The 20,624-nt window shown below is 73.0% G+C and carries 21 protein-coding genes and 1 tRNA gene; 15 read left to right on the top strand and 7 right to left on the bottom strand.

Translation table 11 applies throughout. The annotated features are described in order from the left end of the window. The first annotated feature begins 151 nt into the window (after window positions 1-151). Window positions 152-1,645, top strand: coding sequence for a histidine kinase N-terminal domain-containing protein (locus FHR78_RS03260; RefSeq protein WP_166759053.1), 1,494 nt, complete (start codon window positions 152-154; stop codon window positions 1,643-1,645). 123 nt (window positions 1,646-1,768) lie between these two features. Here the strand turns inward: FHR78_RS03260 and FHR78_RS03255 are convergent, their stop codons facing one another. Next, window positions 1,769-2,017, bottom strand: coding sequence for a WhiB family transcriptional regulator (locus tag FHR78_RS03255; RefSeq protein ID WP_055796236.1), 249 nt, complete (start codon window positions 2,015-2,017; stop codon window positions 1,769-1,771). A 183-nt stretch (window positions 2,018-2,200) separates the two neighbouring features. Between FHR78_RS03255 and FHR78_RS03250 the strand changes: the two genes are divergently transcribed. After that, window positions 2,201-2,659 (top strand): hypothetical protein, encoded by a 459-nt coding sequence (locus tag FHR78_RS03250; RefSeq protein ID WP_347878028.1) that lies wholly within the window; start codon window positions 2,201-2,203, stop codon window positions 2,657-2,659. 30 nt (window positions 2,660-2,689) lie between these two features. Here FHR78_RS03250 and bcp read toward each other — a convergent pair whose 3' ends face one another. Beyond that, on the bottom strand, window positions 2,690-3,160 hold the full coding sequence (gene bcp, locus FHR78_RS03245; RefSeq protein ID WP_166759052.1) for a thioredoxin-dependent thiol peroxidase: 471 nt from the start codon (window positions 3,158-3,160) through the stop codon (window positions 2,690-2,692). Between the two features lie 96 nt (window positions 3,161-3,256). Here bcp and FHR78_RS03240 point away from each other — a divergent pair. The 4 genes from FHR78_RS03240 to FHR78_RS03225 all read left to right on the top strand — a co-directional run bounded on the left by FHR78_RS03240 (window position 3,257) and on the right by FHR78_RS03225 (window position 5,738). Next, a tRNA-Lys gene (locus FHR78_RS03240) sits at window positions 3,257-3,329 on the top strand. A 340-nt stretch (window positions 3,330-3,669) separates the two neighbouring features. Continuing rightward, window positions 3,670-4,362: an MSMEG_4193 family putative phosphomutase gene (locus tag FHR78_RS03235; protein WP_166759051.1), complete on the top strand. Its 693-nt coding sequence runs from the start codon at window positions 3,670-3,672 to the stop codon at window positions 4,360-4,362. 45 nt (window positions 4,363-4,407) lie between these two features. Beyond that, window positions 4,408-4,965: a DUF3090 domain-containing protein gene (locus FHR78_RS03230; protein WP_166759050.1), complete on the top strand. Its 558-nt coding sequence runs from the start codon at window positions 4,408-4,410 to the stop codon at window positions 4,963-4,965. After that, complete coding sequence (locus FHR78_RS03225; protein ID WP_166759049.1) at window positions 4,962-5,738, top strand: SCO1664 family protein; 777 nt, start codon at window positions 4,962-4,964, stop codon at window positions 5,736-5,738. The genes FHR78_RS03230 and FHR78_RS03225 overlap by 4 nt, the downstream gene beginning before the upstream one ends. 34 nt (window positions 5,739-5,772) lie before the next feature. On the opposite strand, the gene FHR78_RS03220 is transcribed toward FHR78_RS03225, so the two are convergent. After that, window positions 5,773-7,320 (bottom strand): amino acid permease, encoded by a 1,548-nt coding sequence (locus FHR78_RS03220; protein ID WP_166759048.1) that lies wholly within the window; start codon window positions 7,318-7,320, stop codon window positions 5,773-5,775. Between the two features lie 495 nt (window positions 7,321-7,815). Between FHR78_RS03220 and FHR78_RS03215 the strand changes: the two genes are divergently transcribed. The 4 genes from FHR78_RS03215 (at window position 7,816) to FHR78_RS03200 (ending at window position 11,487) form a co-directional block, all read left to right on the top strand. Beyond that, the gene (locus FHR78_RS03215) at window positions 7,816-9,120 is read left to right on the top strand and encodes a betaine/proline/choline family ABC transporter ATP-binding protein (protein ID WP_166759047.1); all 1,305 of its coding nucleotides are present in this window, start codon (window positions 7,816-7,818) and stop codon (window positions 9,118-9,120) included. Continuing rightward, window positions 9,117-10,070: an ABC transporter permease gene (locus FHR78_RS03210; RefSeq protein WP_166759046.1), complete on the top strand. Its 954-nt coding sequence runs from the start codon at window positions 9,117-9,119 to the stop codon at window positions 10,068-10,070. Before FHR78_RS03215 ends, FHR78_RS03210 begins: the two co-directional genes overlap by 4 nt. A gap of 80 nt (window positions 10,071-10,150) precedes the next feature. Beyond that, the gene (locus FHR78_RS03205; RefSeq protein WP_166759045.1) at window positions 10,151-11,056 is read left to right on the top strand and encodes a glycine betaine ABC transporter substrate-binding protein; all 906 of its coding nucleotides are present in this window, start codon (window positions 10,151-10,153) and stop codon (window positions 11,054-11,056) included. 194 nt (window positions 11,057-11,250) lie between these two features. After that, window positions 11,251-11,487 carry a hypothetical protein gene (locus FHR78_RS03200; protein WP_166759044.1) on the top strand — a complete coding sequence of 79 codons (237 nt, stop codon included), beginning with the start codon at window positions 11,251-11,253 and terminating at the stop codon, window positions 11,485-11,487. Window positions 11,488-11,527: 40 nt separating this feature from the next. Here FHR78_RS03200 and FHR78_RS03195 read toward each other — a convergent pair whose 3' ends face one another. Further along, on the bottom strand, window positions 11,528-12,355 hold the full coding sequence (locus FHR78_RS03195; RefSeq protein ID WP_347878027.1) for an alpha/beta hydrolase: 828 nt from the start codon (window positions 12,353-12,355) through the stop codon (window positions 11,528-11,530). Window positions 12,356-12,416: 61 nt separating this feature from the next. On the opposite strand from FHR78_RS03195, the gene FHR78_RS03190 reads away from it, so the two are divergent. Further along, window positions 12,417-13,682: a mechanosensitive ion channel family protein gene (locus tag FHR78_RS03190; protein WP_166759042.1), complete on the top strand. Its 1,266-nt coding sequence runs from the start codon at window positions 12,417-12,419 to the stop codon at window positions 13,680-13,682. Between the two features lie 139 nt (window positions 13,683-13,821). On the opposite strand, the gene FHR78_RS03185 is transcribed toward FHR78_RS03190, so the two are convergent. After that, on the bottom strand, window positions 13,822-14,001 hold the full coding sequence (locus tag FHR78_RS03185; RefSeq protein ID WP_166759041.1) for a hypothetical protein: 180 nt from the start codon (window positions 13,999-14,001) through the stop codon (window positions 13,822-13,824). Window positions 14,002-14,149: 148 nt separating this feature from the next. Between FHR78_RS03185 and FHR78_RS03180 the strand changes: the two genes are divergently transcribed. Next, entirely contained in the window at window positions 14,150-15,307 is a 1,158-nt protein-coding gene (locus FHR78_RS03180; RefSeq protein WP_166759040.1) for an SLC13 family permease, read from the top strand. Here FHR78_RS03180 and FHR78_RS03175 read toward each other — a convergent pair. Together FHR78_RS03175 and FHR78_RS03170 are read right to left on the bottom strand one after the other, a co-directional pair. Next, window positions 15,304-16,155: a TIM barrel protein gene (locus tag FHR78_RS03175; protein ID WP_166759039.1), complete on the bottom strand. Its 852-nt coding sequence runs from the start codon at window positions 16,153-16,155 to the stop codon at window positions 15,304-15,306. The two genes, FHR78_RS03180 and FHR78_RS03175, sit on opposite strands and share 4 nt — an antisense overlap. Window positions 16,156-16,256: 101 nt before the next feature. Continuing rightward, on the bottom strand, window positions 16,257-17,255 hold the full coding sequence (locus FHR78_RS03170; protein WP_166759038.1) for a magnesium transporter CorA family protein: 999 nt from the start codon (window positions 17,253-17,255) through the stop codon (window positions 16,257-16,259). 17 nt (window positions 17,256-17,272) lie between these two features. Here FHR78_RS03170 and FHR78_RS03165 point away from each other — a divergent pair, with 17 nt between their 5' ends. From FHR78_RS03165 to otsB, 3 genes are all read left to right on the top strand, one after another. Continuing rightward, window positions 17,273-18,043 (top strand): fructosamine kinase family protein, encoded by a 771-nt coding sequence (locus FHR78_RS03165; protein ID WP_166759037.1) that lies wholly within the window; start codon window positions 17,273-17,275, stop codon window positions 18,041-18,043. 134 nt (window positions 18,044-18,177) lie between these two features. After that, window positions 18,178-19,677 carry an alpha,alpha-trehalose-phosphate synthase (UDP-forming) gene (locus FHR78_RS03160; protein ID WP_166759036.1) on the top strand — a complete coding sequence of 500 codons (1,500 nt, stop codon included), beginning with the start codon at window positions 18,178-18,180 and terminating at the stop codon, window positions 19,675-19,677. Then, a complete protein-coding gene (gene otsB, locus FHR78_RS03155; protein WP_166759035.1) occupies window positions 19,674-20,486 on the top strand; it encodes a trehalose-phosphatase in 813 nt (270 codons plus the stop codon). Before FHR78_RS03160 ends, otsB begins: the two co-directional genes overlap by 4 nt. Window positions 20,487-20,624: the final 138 nt, after the last annotated feature.

The following is a 20,624-nucleotide window of genomic DNA, read 5'->3' as shown; positions in this document are numbered from 1 at the left end:
TCGGACTTCCGTGAGGGAACGTGGTGAATCCAACATATGACATGCTCAGACTTGTCTGTGGGTCGCTGATCGGTCTGTGGACAAGTCGGGTCCCGGGGGAGGGCGCCGGGGGTCGTCCGGCGGCGTCAGGGGGCCGACCTAGACTGGGCGCGTGTCGACGCTCAGTGATCTCGTTCTCGCCCAGGGCCGCTCCAGCGAGGCGGACGTCGAGTGGCTCCACCTCCTCGTCGGAGACTGGCAGCTCCTCGCCGACCTCGCCTTCGCCGACATGGTCCTCTGGGTCCCGACCGACTCGGGCAGCTACGTGGCCGTCGCGCACGCGCGCCCGTCCAGCTCGGCCACCCTCTTCTACCGCGACTTCGTCGGCCAGGAGGTGCGCGCCGAGTGGCGCTCGCAGATCCAGCAGGCCTTCGAGACGACGCGCATCGTCGACTCCGCGGCGCCCGACTGGTACGAAGAGACCCCGACGCGCGTCCGGGCCGTCCCGGTGCTCCGTCGCCTCGGGGCCAACAGCCCCGACGTCACCGCGTCGCCGATCGCCGTCATCACGCGGCACACGAACCTCAGCGAGGCGCGCACGCCCAGCCGCCAAGAACTCACCTTCAACCAGTGCAGCAACGACCTGTTCTCGATGATCGCCGCGGGCGACTTCCCCGACCTCGGGGCCCCGACCGGGCCCCGGCGTGGGGCCCCGCGCGCCTCCGACGGCCTGCTGAGGCTCGACGTCGACGGCACGGTCACCTTCGCCAGCCCGAACGGCCTCTCGGCGTTCAACCGCATGGGCTTCGCCGGCGAGCTCGAGGGCGAGTCGCTGGCCGAGGTCACCACCGGCCTCCTGCAGGGCAAGCTCGTCATCGACGAGTCCCTCCCGCTCGTCGTCACGGGCCGCGCGCCCTGGCGCACCGACATCGAGGCGCGCGGCGTGACCGTCTCCCTCCGCGCCATCCCCCTGCGCGACCGGGGCGAGCGCGTCGGGGCCGTCGTGCTCTGCCGCGACGTCACCGAGCTCCGGCACCAGGAGCGCGAGCTCATCACGAAGGACGCGACGATCCGCGAGATCCACCACCGGGTCAAGAACAACCTGCAGACGGTCGCCTCCCTGCTGCGCATCCAGGCGCGACGCACCCACACCGACGTCGCCCGCGAGGCGCTGACCCAGGCCATGCGCCGTGTGGCCTCGATCGCGGTCGTGCACGACACCCTCTCCGAGGGCCTCAGCCAGAACGTCGACTTCGACACCGTCTTCGACCGGGTGCTCATGCTCATCACCGAGGTCGCGTCGAGCCACGCGACCACCGTCCGCCCGACGATGACCGGCAGCTTCGGCGCGCTGCCGAGCGAGTACGCCACCCCGCTCGCCCTCGCGCTCACCGAGCTGGTGACCAACGCCGTCGAGCACGGGCTCGACGGCCGCGACGGCGTGGTCGAGATCTCGGCCGAGCGCGACGACGAGCAGCTCACCGTCAAGGTGCGCGACGACGGCGTCGGGCTGCCCGAGGGCAAGGTCGGCTCGGGGCTCGGCACCCAGATCGTCCGCACCCTCATCCAGGGCGAGCTCGGCGGCACCATCGACTGGCACACCCTGGTCGGCAACGGCACCGAGGTCACCATCGAGATCCCGTTCCGCTGGCTCACCCAGGCCTGATCGCTGCGGTGGCCACCGGCGGGGGCGGTGGCCGGGCAGGGGCGGCCGACGCGTCGGTCGCCTGAACGACGACGAGGCCGGCTCCCGAAGGAGACCGGCCTCGTCGAGAGGTCCTGGTGACGCCTAGCTGGCGCGACGAGCGCGAGCGGCGCGGCGCTTGAGCGCGCGGCGCTCGTCCTCGCTGAGGCCGCCCCACACGCCCGAGTCCTGGCTGGTCTCGAGGGCGTACTGCAGGCAGGTCTCGGTCACCGTGCACCGACCGCAGACGGTCTTGGCCTTGTCGATCTGGTCGACAGCGGGGCCCGTGTTGCCGACAGGGAAGAACAGCTCCGGGTCAGCGGTCAGGCAGGCGGCTTTGTCACGCCAATCCATCGATGGGTACTCCTTAGGATGCTGAACCGGGCACAGCGAAGCGCCAGGTTCCGGATGGGGGGAAGAAAGCCAGAAGACTTCGAATCATTGGGAGGCGCGCACCACGACGTACGCGTCACTTCGACCTCGAATATGGTCGCATACTGGAACCGCCAGATCAAGGATTCCCAGAGAGGATCGAGCGTGACCGGACAGCACGGAGAGCCCCCCGTGGCGGCGACCGATCGGTCTGCCTCCGGGCGTCGGCCCGCCCTGTACTGGCTGCTCGTCCTGCTGCTCGCCGCCGAGGCGACGCTGCTCGCCGTGGCCACGGCCTACCTGCTCGTCGAGATCCTCACGGTCCGTCCCGACTCCTACGCCTCGGCCGCCGCGATCCTCGTCCTCACGCTCATCGCGACCGTGTGGCTCGGGGCCATCGTCGTCGGCGCGCTGCGCGGCCGCGGCTGGATCCGGGGCGCCGCGATCGTCTGGCAGGTGCTGCAGATCGCGGTCGGCGTCGGCAGCCTCCAGGGCACCTTCGCCAACCCGTCCGTCGGCCTCTGGCTCATCGTGCCCGCCGTGCTCGTCGTCGTCCTGCTGCTCGTCCCGAGCGTCGTCGCCGTCACCTCGGCCCGCGACGACGCCCCGCCCCGCACCTACTGACGAGGCAGGGCGGGGCGTCCACCCGCCGGGTCAGTCCAGGCCCAGCTTCTTCCGCAGCGAGGCCACGTGGCCCGTCGCCTTGACGTTGTACAGCGGCAGCTCGACCGCACCCGACTCGTCGAGCACGAACGTCGAACGGATCGTCCCCGTCACGACCCGCCCGTAGTTGTTCTTCTCGCCCCAGGCGCCGTACGCCTCGTGCACCGTCAGCTCAGGGTCGGACAGCAGCGGGAAGTTCAGGCCCTGCTCGTCCTTGAACCGGCGCAGCGCCTCCGGGGCGTCCTTCGACACCCCCAGCACCTGGTAGCCCGACGACGCCAACGAGTTGATGTTGTCCCGGAAGTCGCACGCCTGCGTCGTGCAGCCCGGCGTCGACGCCGCCGGGTAGAAGTACACGATCACCCTGCGGCCCGCGAAGTCCGACAACGACACCGGGCTGCCCGACTCGTCGTCGAGGGTGAACGCAGGCGCCGCGGCGCCCTTCTCGAGCTTCGTGGACATGGTGCTCCGATCTCGCCGCGCACAGGCGGCCGGTGGTTCTCAGGGGGTCGGATCTCATGCTAGAGTCATTCCTCGTTGCGGCACCGCCCGCAGCGCGCACCTCTAGCTCAATTGGCAGAGCAACTGACTCTTAATCAGTGGGTTCTCGGTTCAAGTCCGAGGGGGTGCACGAACGAATTCATCCCCCGTGCTCGAAGCTTCGCTTCTTCGCGGGGGATTCGTTCTTCGAGCCGTTCGTCGCCTCCGGCGACGTGCGGCTCTCGTCGTTCGGGGCTGGGGTGCGGGCCCGCCAGGTGCTGGTCGCTCGTGGGGGCGACGCTTCGCTGGCCCGGTCGGGCGACGCTTCGCTGGCCCCCTTCGGCGACGGTGGGGGCGACGCTTCGCTGGCCCGGTCGGGCGACGCTTCGCTGGCCCGGTGGGGGCGGCGCTTCGCTGGCCCCGGTGGGGCGGCGGTTCGCTGGCCCCTTCGGCGATGAGGGGTGCTGGGGGGCGGGGCTTAGGGTGGGCGCATGGGTACGGTGGTGCTGGTCAGGCACGGACGGACGACCGCGAACGCGACCGGGGTGCTGGCAGGGCGCACGCCCGGGGTGCTGCTCGACGAGGTGGGCCGCGGCCAGGCCGCCGCGACCGGAGCCCGGCTGGCCGTCGTTCCGTTCGCCCGCGTCGTCACCTCGCCGCTCGAGCGGTGCCGGGAGACCACCGAGGCGATCGTCGCCCAGCAGGCGGCCGACGCCGCGTTCGACGTCGTCGTCGACGACGCCATCACCGAGTGCGACTACGGCGACTGGCAGGGCCGCCCGCTCTCCGAGCTCTCCGGCGAGGACCTCTGGCAGGTCGTCCAGCGGCAGCCCAGCGCCGTGACGTTCCCCGGAGGCGAGACCATGTCGGGCATGCAGCACCGTGCCGTCAGCGCGATCCGAGCCCACGACGCCGCCGTCGAGCGCGAGCACGGGGCCGGCGCCGTCTGGCTCGCCGTCAGCCACGGCGACGTCGTCAAGTCGGTGCTCGCCGACGCCCTCGGCGTGCACCTCGACCTGTTCCAGCGCATCTCCGTCGGGCCGGCCTCCGTGTCGATCGTCCGCTACGGCACGCACCGCACCGACGTGCTCGCCACCAACACCGACGGAGGCGACCTCAGCTGGCTCCGCGGCTCCGCACCGGTCGCCGACGCCGCCGTCGGGGGAGGCGCGGGCACCGCCTGAGAGGCGCCCCCGGACACCTGCCCCCGCCGCTCGTAGGATGACGACATGGCCACCATCGTCCACGGGTTCGACTGGCCCGACCGCGTCGTCGTCGGCACCGTCGGCCGCCCGGGAGCACGCACCTTCTACCTGCAGGCCCGAGACGGCCGTCGGGTCGTCAGCGTCGCCCTCGAGAAAGAACAGTCCGCCGTGCTCGCCCGCAAGATCGACGAGATCCTCGACGAGGTGCGCAGCGTCGACGGCAACCCCGCCAGCGTGCCCGAGACGACCCCGGTCGAGCTCGTCGACGACGCCCCGCTCGACCAGCCCGTCGAGGCCGAGTTCCGCGTCGGCGCCCTCAGCCTCGGCTGGGACCCGTCGACCTCGCAGGTGGTCGTCGAGGCGTACCCGCTCGTCGACCCCGACGGCGACGACCCCGTCGACGGCTCCGACGACGACGAGCCCGTCGAGATGATGTCGCTGCGGCTGCCCGTCGGCACCGCGCGTGCCTTCGCCGCGCGCACCCTCGAGGTCGTCGGCGCCGGCCGCCCGCTCTGCCCCCTCTGCGGCGCGCCGATGGACCCCGAGGGCCACGTCTGCGCCGGGCCCGGCGACTCCTGGTGACCACGGGGCCCGCGCCCGACCTGGTGACGGGGGAGCTGACGCTCACGGGCCGGGTGACCACCGCCTCCAACGCGACCTTCGTCGGCGAGGTCGACGGCGTGGTCGTCGTCTACAAGCCCGTCGACGGCGAACGCCCGCTCTGGGACTTCCCCGACGGCGACCTCGCGTCGCGTGAGGTCGCCGCCTGGCACGTGTCCGAGGCCCTCGGCTGGGACGTCGTGCCCCGCACCTGGCTGCGCGACGGCCCGCTCGGCCGGGGCATGGTCCAGCTCTGGTGCGACGTCGACCCCGACCAGGACGCGGTCGACCTGCTGCCCTCCGCCGACGTGCCCGACGAGGGCTGGCGCACGGTGCTCGAGGGGCTCGACGAGGACGACGAGCCGGTGGCGCTCGTGCACGAGGACACGACGGCGCTGCGGCGCATGGCGGTCTTCGACGTGCTCGTCAACAACGCCGACCGCAAGGGCGCCCACGTGCTCGCCATGCCGGGCGGGCACCGCCACGGGGTCGACCACGGCCTCACCCTCCACGCCGAGCACAAGCTCCGCACCGTGCTCTGGGGCTGGGCGGGCGAGCCGCTGAGCGCCGACGAGCTCGACGGGGTGGCCCGTGTCGAGCAGCGGCTCACGGGCGACCTCGGCGCGGCGCTCGCCCCGCTCGTCACCGAGGCCGAGCTCACGGCGCTCGCCGCCCGCTGCGAGCGCCTGCGGACGCGGGGCGTGTTCCCCGAGCCCGAGGGGCGGGCGCCCGCCGTGCCGTGGCCGCTCTTCTGACCGCGGACGCGCCTCCTCGGCTCCTGACCCCGACCTAGCTGCGCGGGCCGTCGTCGCGCGGCCGCTGCGACGACGGGTCGCGACCCGTCACCGGGTACGGGCCCGTCATGCCCTCGCGCAGGCGCGCCGCGGCCAGGATGCGGTCGCGCTGCAGGTGCCAGCCGAGCACGAGCAGCGGGATGATGACGACGAGCGACATGACCGTGATCGAGCCGATCGGCCAGTCGACGGCCATCAGCACCACGACCGCGAGCAGGAACGCCAGCGTCAGGTAGCTCGTCACGGGTGCGCCCGGGAGCCGGAACGAGGGCTCCTCGGCCTTGCCCTCCTTCGCCCACCGGCGCAGGCGCATCTGGCAGAGGATGATCGTGCCCCACGCGGTGAGGATGCCGAGCGACGCGATGTTCAGCACGATCTCGAAGGCGGTGGTCGCCCCGACGACGGCGTTGAGCCCGACGCCGAGCAGGGTGATGCTCGCCGTGAGCAGGATGCCGCCGAACGGCACGCCGCCCTTGGACATCTTCGTGGTGAAGGTCGGCGCCGAGCCGTTCATGCCCATCGAGTGCAGCACCCGGCCCGTCGAGTACAGCCCGGCGTTCAGGCTCGACAGCGCGGCGGTGACGACGACGAAGTTCATGATCGAGCCGGCGACCTCGCCGACCTGCGGGTTGCCGATGCTGCTGAAGAACGTGACGAACGGGCTCTGGCCCGCCTCGTACGAGGTGTAGGGCAGCAGCAGCGACAGCAGCACGAGGCTGCCGACGTAGAACACGGCGATGCGGATGATGACGGTGTTGATGGCGCGGGGCACAACCTTCTCGGGGTGCTGCGTCTCGCCGGAGGCGGTGCCGACCAGCTCGATCGCGGCGTAGGCGAAGACCACGCCCTGCACGACGATGACCGCCGGCAGGAGGCCGTTCGGCAGGATGCCCGACGCCGCCACGAGCGACCAGCCGGTCTCGACGGCCTCGCCGCCGCTCGTGACGGGGAACGAGGCCGCCAGCCAGACGACCCCCACCACGAGGAAGACCACGAGGGCCGCCACCTTGATGATGGCGAACCAGAACTCCATCTCGCCGAACACCTTGACCGCGAGCAGGTTCACCGACAGGACGACGGCGAGGGCCACGAGGGCGAGCAGCCAGTCGGGCGCCGAGGTGAACGCGCTCCAGTAGTGCAGGTAGAGCGCCACCGCGGTGACGTCGACGATGGCCGTCATCGCCCAGTTCAGGAAGTACATCCAGCCGGCGGCGTAGGCGGCCTTCTCGCCGAAGAACTCGCGCGCGTACGACACGAACGACCCCGAGGAGGGGCGGTGCAGCACGAGCTCGCCGAGCGCGCGGAGGATGAAGAAGGCGAACACGCCGCACACGGCGAAGACGATCGCGAGGGCCGGGCCCGCCGAGGCGAGACGGCCGCCGGCGCCGAGGAACAACCCGGTGCCGATGGCCCCGCCGATCGCGATCATCTGCAGCTGGCGCGGCTTGAGGCCCTGGTGGAACCCCTCCTGCTCGTGCGAGAAATCCTGGGGGACGTGGTCGGGGGCGGCGCCGCGGCCGCCCTCGTTCGAGGGACTCGTCATGGACCGACCGTAGACCTCTCGGTGCACGATGCGCACCTCCCGTGGCCGGTGCGCGCAGACCGAGGAGGCGCCGGCCCGGCCGTGCAGGCTCTGTAACGATGGCGTCTCGATCGAGAACCCCGCAGGTCCGGGCGACACGCCGTCACGCGGGTCGGCGGCCGGGCCCGGCGAGGGGGTCCCGAGTTGGTCGTCACGTGTCGTCCGCGCTACCGTCGGGGCGACCCGTTAGCTCGGGTCCGTCATCATCAGGACGCGACGTCCGCCGGCTCCCGCCACGGGCCCGGCCGTCGTACGGTCTGGTGGCGCCGGTGCCGGTCCCGTGACCGGCCCAGCAGGGTACGGGTTCGCGAGGCAGACCAGGCACGACGCCGGTCACGCGCCGCTTGAGCCCGTCCGTCCCGCACGCGCCGTCGACCCGTCCGCCCGACCTGGACGCCGCCGACGGCTCCGGCCCGAGCGGCCGGACGCCCGTGTCGGCGTGCGCATGGAGACATCGTGACCACCAGACCAGCCGTGCGCGCCCGGAACCTGTACAAGGTGTTCGGCCGCCGACCCCAGGACGCCGTGACCCGCCTGGAGGCGGGCGCCACCCGAGCCGAGGCGGCCTCCCTCGGCACCGCCGCCGTCATCGACGCGTCGTTCGACGTGCAGCCGGGCGAGATCTTCGTCGTGATGGGCCTGTCCGGCTCGGGCAAGTCGACGCTCATCCGGATGCTCAACGGCCTGCTCGAGCCCACCGCCGGCTCGGTGGAGATCTCGGGGGCCGACATCTCCGACGTGTCGCCCGCGCGCCTCCGCGAGGTGCGCCGGGCGAGCGTGTCGATGGTGTTCCAGCACTTCGCCCTGCTGCCGCACCGGACCGTGCTCGACAACGTCGCCTACGGACTCGAGGTGCAGGGCGTCGGCAAGGCGGACCGCCTCGCGAAGGCCCGCGAGATGACGGCCGTCGTCGGCCTCGGGGGCTGGGAGGACAAGCTGCCGTCCGAGCTGTCGGGCGGCATGCAGCAGCGCGTCGGCCTCGCCCGCGCCCTCGCCGCCGAGACGGACATCCTGCTGATGGACGAGGCGTTCAGCGCGCTCGACCCGCTCATCCGCCGGGAGATGCAGGAGCAGCTGCTCGAGCTGCAGGCGACGCTCGGCAAGACGATCGTCTTCATCACGCACGACCTCAACGAGGCGATGTTCCTCGGCGACCGGATCGCCGTCATGCGCGACGGCCGCATCGTGCAGATCGGCACGCCGGAGGAGATCCTCACGGATCCCGCCAACGACTACGTCGCCCAGTTCGTGCAGGACGTCGACCGCGCCCGCGTGCTCACCGCGGCGAGCGTGATGGAGCCCGCCCGCGCCGTCGTGCAGCTGACGGCCGGCCCGCGAGGCGCCCTGCGCACCTTGCGCGACCTGCAGACCGCGGCGCTGTTCGTGCTCGGCCGCGACCGCACCCTGCTCGGCTGGGTGAGCGACCGCCACGTCATGCGCCAGGTGAAGACGGCCGACACGGACCTCGCGTCGATCGTCGACGCGGAGTTCGCCAAGGTGGGCCCCGACGCCGCCCTCGTCGACCTCTTCGAGCTGGCGGTCGAGAGCCCGCTGCCCATCGCCGTCGTCGACGACCGGGACCGCCTCGTCGGCGTCGTCCCGCGCGTCACGCTCCTCGCCGCGCTCGGCGGGGTCGACACGTCGACCTCGCCGGTGCCCGTGCTCGAGCCCGTCACCCGGTACTCCGAGAGCGAGCTCGACGAGACGCTCGCCGCGCCTGCCGGGGTCCCGACCGCCACCACCGAGGGAGCCCTCCGATGAACGAGTACCTGCGCATCCCGTTCGGCGACGCGGTCGCCGTCGTCGTCGACTGGGTCACCACCCACCTCGGCGGCTTCTTCTCCGTCGTCCGCGCGATCGTGACCTTCTTCTACGAGTGGGTCGAGTACTTCCTCAGCGCGCCTCCCTTCTGGGCGGTCGTCGTCGTGGTCGCGGCCCTGGCCTTCGTCGCGAAGGGCTGGAAGTTCGGCCTCGGCACGGCGGTCGGCCTGCTGTTCATCGGCACCCTCGGGCAGTGGGAGAACGCCATGTCGACCCTCGCCCTGGTGCTCGTCGCCGGCGCCGTGGCCATCGTGCTCAGCATCCCGCTCGGTGTGCTCGCCGCGAAGTCGTCGCTGGCCTCTCAGATCATCCGGCCCGTGCTCGACTTCATGCAGACGACGCCCGCCTTCGTCTACCTGATCCCGGCGCTGCTGCTGTTCCGCATCGGCGTCGTCCCCGGCATCGTCGCGACCGTCGTGTTCGCGATGGCCCCCGGCGTCCGCCTGACCGAGCTCGGCATCCGCGGCGTCGACACGGAGGTGGTGGAGGCGGGCCACGCGTTCGGCTCGTCGCCGTGGCGCATCCTCCGCCAGATCCAGCTGCCGCTCGCGAAGCCGAGCATCATGGCGGGCGTCAACCAGGTCATCATGCTGTCGCTCTCGATGGTCGTGATCGCAGGCATGGTCGGTGCGGGCGGGCTCGGCGGCGACATCGTCGCGAGCCTCAACCGGATCGACATCGCGCTCGGGGCGGAGGCCGGCGTCTCCGTGGTCGTGCTCGCCATCATCCTCGACCGGATGACGGCCGCCCTCGGCGCAGACCGCCGGGCACGGCGACGCCCGGTCCGCGGCGCCGCCGGCCGGGACGACGCTCCCCCGCCGACGCCGAGCACCCAGGAGGCGCGCACCGCCGACGCCGAGCGGCCCGTCCCCGTGGGCGCCGGCGCGTGAGCCCGCGGCCCCTCGGCCCCCGCACGGCCGCCACCAGCAGCAGCACCTCGAACTCACCCATCGTCCCCGGAAGGACACCCATGAAGAAGCGCACCATCGCCGCCTCCCTCGCCCTCGGCACCACCGCCGTCCTCGGCCTCGCGGCCTGCTCGCCCCCCGGCAGCTCGTCGTCGGCCGAGACCCTCGACAACGGCGACCAGGGGGTCGTCGAGCTCGCCGTCTTCAACGGCTGGGACGAGGGCATCGCCGCCTCCTGGCTCTGGAAGTCGGTGCTCGAGGACGAGGGGTACACGGTCAACCTGCAGATGGCCGACGTCGCCCCCGTCTACTCGGGCCTCACCACCGACGACTACGACGTCGTGCTCGACACCTGGCTGCCGACCACCCACGCGGACTACGTCGAGGAGTACGGCGACGACCTCACCGACCTCGGCGCCTGGAACGAGGACGCGAAGCTCGCCGTCGCCGTGAACGCCGACGCCCCGATCGACTCGATCGAGGAGCTGAACGCGAACGCCGACCTCTTCGGCGGCTCGATCGTCGGCATCGAGCCCGGTGCCGGCCTGACGACGGCCGTGCAGGACGCGACCATCCCCGGCTACGGCATCGACGCCCTCGAGCTGCAGACGTCGTCCACCGCCGCCATGCTCACCGAGCTGAAGAGCGCGACCGAGGCCGGCGAGGACATCGCCGTGACGCTGTGGAGCCCGCACTGGGCCTACGACGCGTTCCCGATCAAGGACCTCGCCGACCCGAAGGGCACCCTGGGCGACGCCGAGGGCATCCACTCGTTCGGCGGCAAGAGCTTCACGACGGACTTCCCGCAGCTGACCGAGTGGCTCGAGGCTTTCGAGATGGACACCGAGACGCTCTCGTCGCTCGAGAACGCCATGTTCAACAGCGGCGTCGACGGCAGCGACTACACCGAGGTCGTCGACGCGTGGATCGCCGACAACCAGGACTACGTGGACGGCCTCACCCGCTGACCCGCGCCCCTGTGTCCCGCCTGCCGCGGGCGCTGTCTCGCCCCGTCCGGCTCTGCCGGGCGGGGCGTCCGCGTACCCCGACGCAGGCGTCCCCACAGTCAGACCACCGGGGACGCACGGCGGAGCCCCAGGAGAAGACAGGGGAGGCGCGGGTACCGTCAATCTCGCATGTCCCCCACGAAAGGCACCACCCCGTGACCACGATCGCCCTCGAGCCCCTCCGCCGCAGCACGCGCATCACCACTCGTGTCGTCTCGGCCGGACTCGTCCAGGTCTCGACGCCCGACCGGGTGCTCGGTCACGTCCGCGACGAGGGCGGCGTGCACGTCGCGATCAAGGGCCCGAACCCCGCCTGGGGCGACGAGGTCGGTCGCTACGCCACGCAGGGCATGGCGCTCGAGGCGCTGCGCCTCCGCAAGCGCTCCGTCTGAGCGAGCACCCCGTCTGACCGGGCGCCCGTCTGAGCCGGCGTCACCCGCCCACGCCGGCGAAGAACGACGTGAGCTCCCGGTCGATCCGGGCCCGCGCCTCCTCGTCGTCGATGGTCGGCCGGCCGTCGCCCGGCTGCTCTCCGTAGCTGCCGAACTGGGCGTGGGCGAGGCCGGGGATCTCGACGACCGTCGCGTCCGCCGGCAGCATGTCGCGGTGCCGCTCGAGGTCGGCGGGCGTGCTCAGGCCGTCCTCGCCGCCGCCGAGGCTCAGCACCGGCAGGTCGTCGCGACCGGAGAGGTCGGTCGTCGCGCAGTACGAGCCGAAGAGCACGAGGCCGTCGACGGCAGGGTCGTCCGCGGCGTAGCGACAGGCACGCACCCCGCCGAGGGAGTGCCCGCCGACGGCCCAGGTCGTCACCTCGGGCGCGAGGTCGGTGAAGTGGTCGAGCGGACGCGGGTCGAGGATCCCGAAGCCGAGCACCGGGCGCTCGACGACGACCGTCACGCCGGTCGCGACGAGCCCGGCGAGCACCTGCTCGTACGCCTGAGGGTCGACGCGCGCGCCGGCCACGAAGACGAGGCCCTGGTCGAGGGCCACGGTCCGTGCCGGCCGCATGACCACGACGTCGGGCCGGTCGACGACGGCGACCCGGGGATCGTCCGCGACGGCGGCGAGCGAGGAGGCGGTGGCCGCCATGGGCGTCTTCGCCCACGTGAAGAAGCCGGTCGCGGCCAGCACCACGACGGCGAAGAGGCCGAGGGCGACGCCCTTCAGCACCCGACGCGTGCGGCTGCGGGGCGACGCCCGGCGTCGGGCAGGTGACGCGGACGTGGCGTCGTCGTGACGGGAACCTGTGGATCGACTCACGGTCCCAGTCTGACGCCGCCGGGGCCGGACGCGCGTGCACCTCGTGCGACAGGGTGGACGGATGCCCTGGATCCAGTTGCTCGTCTCGGTCGCCGCGGCGGTCCTGCTCACCTTCGTCGTCTCGGCCGTGGTCGGCCTCGTCGTCGGCATCGTCGCCAAGAGGAAGGACTGGGCGAAGGCGCTCGTCGAGCGCATGCGCCGCCCGTTCCGGTGGACGCTGCTCGTCGTGCTCCTCACGATCGCGCTCCGCACCTCCCTGCCTGCCCTGCTCGGCTCGCCGTGGGCGGGTGAAGAAGCGGTCTCGCAGCTGTTCCGGTGTGCCGTCATCGTCGTCGTCGCCTGGTTCGTCGGCGCCCTCGCGCTCTTCTTCGAGGACCTGGGGCTCGCCCGCTACCGGGTCGACACCGCCGACAACCGCGTGGCGAGGCGCGTGCGCACGCAGGTGCTGATCCTGCGCCGCCTGACGATGGTCGTCGTCGTGGTCATCGCCGCCGGGGCCGTCCTGCTCGGGTTCCCCGGCGTCGAGGCGGTGGGGGCGAGCGTGCTCGCGAGCGCCGGCCTCGTCTCCGTCGTGGCGGGCCTCGCCGCGCAGTCGACCCTCGCCAACGTGTTCGCCGGGATCCAGCTCGCCTTCAGCGACGCCATCCGCATCGACGACGTCGTGGTGGTGGAGGGCCAGTGGGGCCTGATCGAGGAGATCACGCTGTCGTACGTCGTCGTGCACATCTGGGACGACCGCCGTCTCGTGCTGCCCTCGACCTACTTCACCACCACGCCGTTCGAGAACTGGACCCGCCGCAACAGCGAGCTGCTGGGCGCGGTCGAGCTCGACCTCGACTGGCGCGTCGACCCGGGCGCGATGCGCGCCGAGCTCGACCGGATCCTCGCCGGCACCGACCTGTGGGACCGGCGCACGAAGGTGCTGCAGGTCACGGACGCCACCGGGGGATGGGTCCGCGTGCGCGTGCTGGTCACGGCGAAGGACGCCGGCACGCTCTTCGACCTGCGCTGCCTGGTGCGCGAGGACCTGGTCTCGTGGCTGCACCGCGTCTCGCCCCAGGCCGTGCCCCGCACGCGGGTGCAGACGGTCGAGGCCGAGCCCGAGACGCGTCGCCCCGCCCGCTCGACGTCGGACTCGGGCGGCCTCTTCTCGGGCGAGAACGCCGGGTCGGAGCGCACGCAGCTGTTCACGCAGGCCATCCCGATCCAGCGCGACGCCGCGCCCGAGCCGCGGCCCTACGCGGCGACGATGGGCGCCGAGCACGAGAGCGACCCCCGCGTCGACGAGGGCTTCGACGGCGGACGGGGCGGTGGAGGCGACCGCTGAGCCCTGCTCGTCGGACCGTGCCCGGTGCCGTCGCCCTCACCGGCACGGGCCCCGGCAGACGAAGGAGGCGCGCCCCCTGTCCGGGGACGCGCCTCCTTCGTGCCGGCCGCCGGCCCGGAGGCCGACGAGGGGACCGCGGTCAGTCGTCCTGGTTCGCGGCCTCGACGACGTTGCCGACCGCGATCGCGGTCGTCGCCGCCCACGCGACGGCGGTGAGCAGCAGTCGCCAGTCGCGGGGCCCCGCGCTGAGGCTCTTGAGCAGGCTGACGCCCGAGAAGAGCGAGCTGATGATCGCTCCGTTGAAAAGGAATTTGCGCACGGTTCTCTCCTGGTGATCGGTGGCTCCACCGTACTCGCCAGGCCGCTCCGCGCACCGGCACGGGAGAGTGCAGACCGTGCAGGCCGAGCGGTCGTAGGGTGAGCTGCCCGGCTCGCCCGGTCCGGGCTCGTCGGCCGGAGGAGACCTGGTGCGCACTGCCGTGCTCGGAGCAGCGTTGCTCGTCGTCGGGGCGGTCGCCCTGCTGGCCGGGGTGCTCACCCTCGACGAGCTCGGAGCCCTCGTCGAGCGCGTCGCGCCCGTGCTCGGCTTCGTCGTCGCGCTGACCGTCGTGTCCGAGCTCGCGGCCGAGGCCGGCCTGTTCTCGTGGCTGGCAGGGTTCGCGGCGCGGGCGGCCCGGGGGCGCGTCGTCGTGCTCTGGGCCTTCGTGGTGGTGCTCGCGCTCGGCTGCACCGTGTTCCTCTCGCTCGACACGACGGCCGTGCTCCTCACGCCGGTGGTCGTGCTCGTCGCCCGCCGGGTCGGGCTGCCGCCCATGCCCTTCGCGCTGACCACGGTGTGGCTCGCCAACTGCGGCTCGATGCTGCTGCCGGTCTCGAACCTCACCAACCTGCTGGCGCTGGACGCCCTCGGGTCGCCGTCGCCCGCCTCCTTCGCCGCCCTCGTCGCGCCGGCCGCCGTCGTCGCGGCCGTCGTGCCCGTCGCCGCCGTCGGGCTCCGCTACCGCCGCGAGCTGAGCGGTCGGTTCGAGGCGCCGGCGCGCGAGGAGGCCGGCGACCGGGTGCTCTTCGTCGTGGCGGCGGCGGCCGTCGCCCTGCTCGTGCCGGCGCTCGTCAGCGGCGTCGAGGTGTGGATCCCCGCCGCCGTCGCAGCCCTCGTGCTCGTCGTCGCCACCGCGGTGCGCCGACCGTCGACGCTGCGGCTCGGTCTCGTGCCGTGGGGCACGATCGTGTTCGCGAGCGGCCTGTTCGTCGTGGTCGAGGCGGCCCACTCGCTGGGCCTGGCCGACGCGCTCGCCGTGCTCGTCGGCTCGGGCGACGGGCTGCCCGACCTGCTGCGCCTCGCCGCCGGCAGCGCCGCCGCCGCCAACGTCGCGAACAACCTGCCGGCCTACCTCGCCCTCGAGCCGGTCGCCGGGTCGCCGCTGCGGCTGGTCGCCGTGCTGGTCGGCGTCAACGTCGGCTGCCTCGTCGCGCCCTGGGCGTCGCTCGCCACGCTGCTCTGGCACGGCCGGCTGACGTCGATGGGCGTCGAGGTGCGCTGGGGCCGGGTCGTGCTCGGCGGCCTCGGCGTGGCCGTCGTCGCCGTGCCCCTGGCCGTCGTCGCGACGGTGCTCGTCGCGGCCTAGCGGCCGGGCGCCCGGAGGCGGGCCGTCGCACCCTCGCCGGACGGGGTCGCGCCCTCCGGGGCGAGGGCCGCACGGGCGTGGGACAGGGTGCGGCGCAGCAGGCCGGCCAGCGCCTCCTCGTCCGTCCCTCGCCCGGGAGCGCGCACCTCGGCGACGACGGAGCCCGACCAGCCCGAGCCCGCCAGGTGGGCGAGCACCTCGCGCACGGGCTGGTCGCCCGTGCCCGGCTCGAGGTGCTGGTCGACCAGGCCGCCGGGCCTCGGCGACACGACGCCGTCGCAGAGGTGCACGTGCCGCAGCCGCGGGCCGAGCGCGAGGGCCAGTTCGAGGGCGTCCCGCCCGGCGACGGCGGCGTGCGAGAAGTCGAGCACGGCGGCGTCCACGTCGAGGTCGACGGGGTCGTGGCCGGGGGAGTAGACGTCCGCGACGAGCGGGCCGACGCGCCAGGGGAACATGTTCTCGACGGCGACCTCGACGCCCGTGCGGACGGACACCTCGCGCACCAGGTCGAGGAACCGGGCGGCGTGCCGCACCTGCCAGCGGAACGGCGGGTGCACGACGACGGTCGGCGCGCCGAGGTCGGCCGCGAGCTCCGCTGAGCGACGCAGCTTCTCGCCCTGGTCGCGGCCCAGGGCGAAGTGGGCCAGCGGCAGCACCGGCGCGTGCACCGACACCACCGGCAGCCCCCAGCGAGCCGAGGAGGCGCGGAGCAGCCGGGCGTCGCGGCTCGCCCGGTCGGCGGTCACCATCACCTCGACGCCGTCGTAGCCGGTCGTCCGCGCGAGGCGGAAGGCCTCGTCGACGGGGAGGGGGAAGACGCAGGACGTGCTCGTTCCGACCGTGATCACGCGGCCAGGCTACGACCGGGCCGGCGCCGGGGGAGCCGGTCGGGCGTGAACGTCGCGCGAACGGCCGGCGAACGCCGTCGGGCCGCCGCGCACCGCGCCTCCTACAGCCAGTCCCGCTTGCGGAACTGCCACCAGAGCACGCCGCCCACCGCGACGATGAGCACGCACGACGTGACGAACCCGCCGACCGTGCCGTTGCCGGGGTAGGGGACGTTCTGGCCGTAGAAGCCGGTGATGGCGGTCGGCACGGCGATGATGGCCGCCCAGCTCGTCACCTTCTTCATGATCGAGTTCATCCGGTTCGACTGCAGGTTGAGGTTCGTGTCGAGGACGGTCGACACCAGGTCGCGCAGCGAGTCGTTCTGCTCGGCCACGCGGATCACGTGGTCGTGCACGTCCTGGAAGTACGGCTGCATCACGGGGTCGAGGTCGTGCAGGTCGCGGCGCAGCAGCGTCGTGAGCACCTCGCGCATGGGGGAGGCGACCCGGCGCAGCCGCACGAGGCTCTTCCGCAGCGCGAAGGAGCGCTTCTGCACGTCCAGGGTCCGCGGCGTCGGGTCGAAGAGGTCGTCGGCGATGCCCTCGATCTCGTCGTCGAGGGCGTCGACGGCGGCGAAGTGCCGGTCGACGACGACGTCGAGCACGGCCCAGAGCAGGAACGAGGCCCCGTGCGCCGCGAGGTCGGGGCTCTGGTCGAAGGCCCGCTCGAGACGCGAGGCGTCGAACTCCGGGTGGTGGACCGTGACGAGGGCCCTGGCCGTGAGGAACGCCTTGACCTCGCTCGTGGTCAGCTCGCCCGAGGCGGCGTCGAACGACACGTCGTAGAGGGCCGTGAAGAGGTGGTTCTCGTAGCGGTCGACCTTCGGCCGCTGGCCGTCCTGCAGGGCGTCCTCGACGGCGAGCTCGTGCAGCCCCAGCTCGTCCTCGAGCTCGGCGAGGTCCGCGTCGGTCGGGTCGGTGAGGTCGACCCACACGGTGCACCCGTCGGACGCGAGGTGGTCGCTGACGTCGGCGAGCGGGAACCCCTGCGCCACCAGCCGTCCCTCGCGGTAGGCCCGGGTCTGCGTCGGGGTGCGGGTGGCGGTCGGGGCCTGGCTCATGGGGGCATGCTATCCACGTGACCCCGCACGTGAAGCAGCGCGCCGACGCCCCCGACGGGTTCTTCGAGGCCGAGGCCGCCGGCCTCGCCTGGCTGGCCGAGGCGACGCCTCGCGGCGGTGCCCGCGTCGTGCGCGTGGAGTCAGTCGGCCCGCGGCGCATCGTCCTCGAGGCCGTGCCCGGCACACGCCCCACGCCCGGTGCCGCGCGGCGGTTCGGCGAGGCGCTCGCTGAGACCCACGCGACCGGCGCGGACGCGTTCGGGGCGCCTCCCACGGGCTGGCACGGCCCCGTCTTCATCGGCCGTCGACGCCAGGCGTGCACCCCCGAGCCCCGCTGGGGCGCCTTCTACGCCGCCCAGCGGGTGCTGCCCTTCGCGCGCCTCGCCGTCGAGGCCGGGTCGCTGACCGGCGCCGAGCTCGCGGTCGTCGAGCGGGCCTGCGAGCTCGTCGCCGGCGGCGCGCTCGACGACGACCGGCCGCCCGCCCGCCTGCACGGCGACCTCTGGAGCGGCAACGTGCTCTTCGGCCCCGAGGGCGTCGTGCTCATCGACCCGGCGGCGCACGGCGGACACCCCGAGACCGACCTCGCCATGCTGCAGCTGTTCGGCTGCCCGTTCCTCGAAGAGGTGCTGGCCGGCTACCAGCAGCGCTCGCCCCTGCGCGACGGCTGGCAGGACCGCGTCCCCCTGCACCAGCTGCACCCCCTCGCCGTGCACGCCGCCGGGCACGGGCGCGCCTACGGCACGGCGCTCGCCGACGCGGCGGCCCGGGTGCTGCACCTGGCCTGAGGTCGCGGCCGTGCCCCCGGGGCGGCGCGGGCCGGCCCGGGCCGGGGGACAGCTCCCGCCGGGGCCGTGACGGGCGCGCTGATAATCTGGGCGTCCCCCGTCTCCGCGGGGGCGAACGGAGCTGATCACCCGCCATGCCTGACACCGCTGACCGCTACGGATTCGTCGTCGTCTCCAACCGCCTGCCCGTCGACCGCGTCGTCGCCGACGACGGCTCGGCCTCGTGGCAGCACTCGCCCGGCGGCCTCGTGACCGCCCTCGAGCCGGTCATGAAGGCCAACGACGGCGCGTGGGTCGGCTGGGCCGGGCAGCCCGACCTCGAGTTCGAGCCCTTCGTCGACGAGGGCATCCACATCGTGCCCGTGCCGCTCAGCGCGGAGGAGGTGCAGCGGTACTACGAGGGCTTCAGCAACGACACGCTCTGGCCGCTCTACCACGACGTCATCGCGGCGCCCACCTACCACCGCCTGTGGTGGGAGGCCTACGTGCAGGTCAACCAGCGCTTCGCCGACCGCGCGGCCGAGATCACCGAGCCGGGCGGCACCATCTGGGTGCAGGACTACCAGCTGCAGCTCGTGCCGAAGATGCTCCGCGAGGCCCGCCCCGACGTCACGATCGGCTTCTTCAACCACATCCCGTTCCCGCCGCTCGGCATCTTCTCGCAGCTGCCCTGGCGCCGGCAGATCCTCGAGGGGCTGCTCGGCGCCGACGTCATCGGGTTCCAGCGCGGCGACGACGCCTCGAACTTCTCGCGGGCGGTCCGCCACCTGCTCGGCTACTCGACGACGCGGCCCTGGGTCGAGGTCCCCCTCGACGACGACGCGCCGACCGGGGCGTCGCACGTCTCGCGCCGCGGGGCGAAGGTGCGCCGTGTCCTCGCCAAGCACTTCCCGATCTCCATCGACGCGGCCAGCTACGAAGAGCTGGCGGCCAGGCCCGACATCCAGGCTCGGGCGGCCGAGATCCGGGCCGGCCTCGGCAACCCGAAGACGGTCATGCTCGGCGTCGACCGCCTCGACTACACCAAGGGCATCCGCCACCGCATGAAGGCCTTCGGCGAGCTGCTGGCCGACGGCCGCCTCAGCGTGGAGGACGCCACGCTCGTGCAGGTGGCGAGCCCCAGCCGCGAGCGGGTCGAGACCTACAAGACCCTCCGCGACGAGATCGAGCTGACCGTCGGGCGCATCAACGGCGACTACGCGACGATGAGCCACACGGCGATCAGCTACCACCACCACGGCTACCCGCGAGAAGAGATGGTGGCCCTCTACCTCGCCGCCGACATCATGCTCGTGACCGCGCTGCGCGACGGGATGAACCTCGTCGCGAAAGAGTACGTCGCCGTGCGGCGCGACAACGACGGCGTGCTCGTGCTCAGCGAGTTCGCCGGCGCGGCCGACGAGCTCAAGACGGCGCTGCTCATCAACCCGCACGACATCGGCGGGCTCAAGAACACGATCATGCGGGCCATCGAGATGCCCCGCCGGGACCGCACCACCCGGATGCGCGCCCTCCGCCGGCGGGTGCTCGAGAACGACGTGGCCAGCTGGTCGGCGTCGTTCCTGCAGGCGCTCGAGAACGTACGACCCGGCCAGCAGATCCAGGCCCCCGACGAGGAGGAGGACGCATCGTGACCACGACCGACCCGCAGACGACCGCCCCCGGCGACGACGCCGACGCCCGCGCCCTCTCGGACGCGCTCGGCCGTCTCGCCACGACCCCGCGCCTCCTCGTCGCCCTCGACTTCGACGGCACCCTGGCGCCCGAGGTCGACCAGCCGATGGCGGCCCGACCGCTGCCGGAGTCGAAGGAGGCGATCCGCCGCCTCCTGGCGATGGAGGGCACCTCGGTCGCCCTGGTGTCCGGGCGCGACCTCGCGTCGCTGGACCGCATCAGCGAGATGCCCGACGAGGTGCTGCTCGTGGGCTCGCACGGCATCGAGGTGCGCATCGGCGGCGAGGTCACCTCGCTCACCGACGACGAGCTAGCCCGACGGGCGGTCATCTCCGAGGCCCTGCACACGGCGGCCGACGGCCGCGACGGCGTCTTCGTCGAGGAGAAGCCGGCCGGGCTCGCCCTGCACACGCGGCTCGCCGACGAGGCGACCACGACCGAGGTGCGCGAGGCGGTCCGTCGCCGCCTCTCGGACGAGCCGGGGGTGCACGCCCGCGAGGGCAAGAACGTGCGCGAGTACGCCGTCCGCCCGACCGGCAAGGACGACGGCGTGGCACGGCTGCGCGAGGCCGTGGGCGCCACGGCGGTGCTCTTCGCGGGCGACGACGTCACCGATGAGGACGCGCTGCGCTCGCTCGGCGAGGGCGACGTGGGCGTCCGCGTCGGGCCGGGAGAGACCGCGGCGCACCACCGGGTCGCCGACCCGGCGGCGATCGGGCGGCTGCTCGGCGACCTCGCCGACCTGCGCGAGCACCTCGGCCATGCCTGAGCGGGAATGCGTCCCCCGACCGGCCCGGCCGGCGCACGGGCCTCTCAGGTGACCGCAAGGTAAACTGGCCTCTCCGCCCGACTCCTCGTCGCCGATCAGCCTGAACGACCGACGAACTCGCCAGCCGACGGAGGTGCA

Origin of the sequence: Frigoribacterium faeni (assembly GCF_011761235.1) — a bacterium.
In the GTDB taxonomy this organism is placed as follows: Bacteria; Actinomycetota; Actinomycetes; order Actinomycetales; family Microbacteriaceae; genus Frigoribacterium; species Frigoribacterium faeni_A.
This window is presented reverse-complemented; position numbering and strand designations above follow the sequence as displayed.

Coding starts and splice junctions, on each gene's coding strand:
- FHR78_RS03255 (WP_055796236.1), bottom strand. CDS start 2,017: ATGGATTGGCGTGACAAAGCCGCCTGCCTGACCGCTGACCCGGAGCTG.
- bcp (WP_166759052.1), bottom strand. CDS start 3,160: ATGTCCACGAAGCTCGAGAAGGGCGCCGCGGCGCCTGCGTTCACCCTC.
- FHR78_RS03235 (WP_166759051.1), top strand. CDS start 3,670: ATGGGTACGGTGGTGCTGGTCAGGCACGGACGGACGACCGCGAACGCG.
- FHR78_RS03230 (WP_166759050.1), top strand. CDS start 4,408: ATGGCCACCATCGTCCACGGGTTCGACTGGCCCGACCGCGTCGTCGTC.
- FHR78_RS03220 (WP_166759048.1), bottom strand. CDS start 7,320: ATGACGAGTCCCTCGAACGAGGGCGGCCGCGGCGCCGCCCCCGACCAC.
- FHR78_RS03210 (WP_166759046.1), top strand. CDS start 9,117: ATGAACGAGTACCTGCGCATCCCGTTCGGCGACGCGGTCGCCGTCGTC.
- FHR78_RS03205 (WP_166759045.1), top strand. CDS start 10,151: ATGAAGAAGCGCACCATCGCCGCCTCCCTCGCCCTCGGCACCACCGCC.
- FHR78_RS03190 (WP_166759042.1), top strand. CDS start 12,417: ATGCCCTGGATCCAGTTGCTCGTCTCGGTCGCCGCGGCGGTCCTGCTC.
- FHR78_RS03170 (WP_166759038.1), bottom strand. CDS start 17,255: ATGAGCCAGGCCCCGACCGCCACCCGCACCCCGACGCAGACCCGGGCC.
- FHR78_RS03160 (WP_166759036.1), top strand. CDS start 18,178: ATGCCTGACACCGCTGACCGCTACGGATTCGTCGTCGTCTCCAACCGC.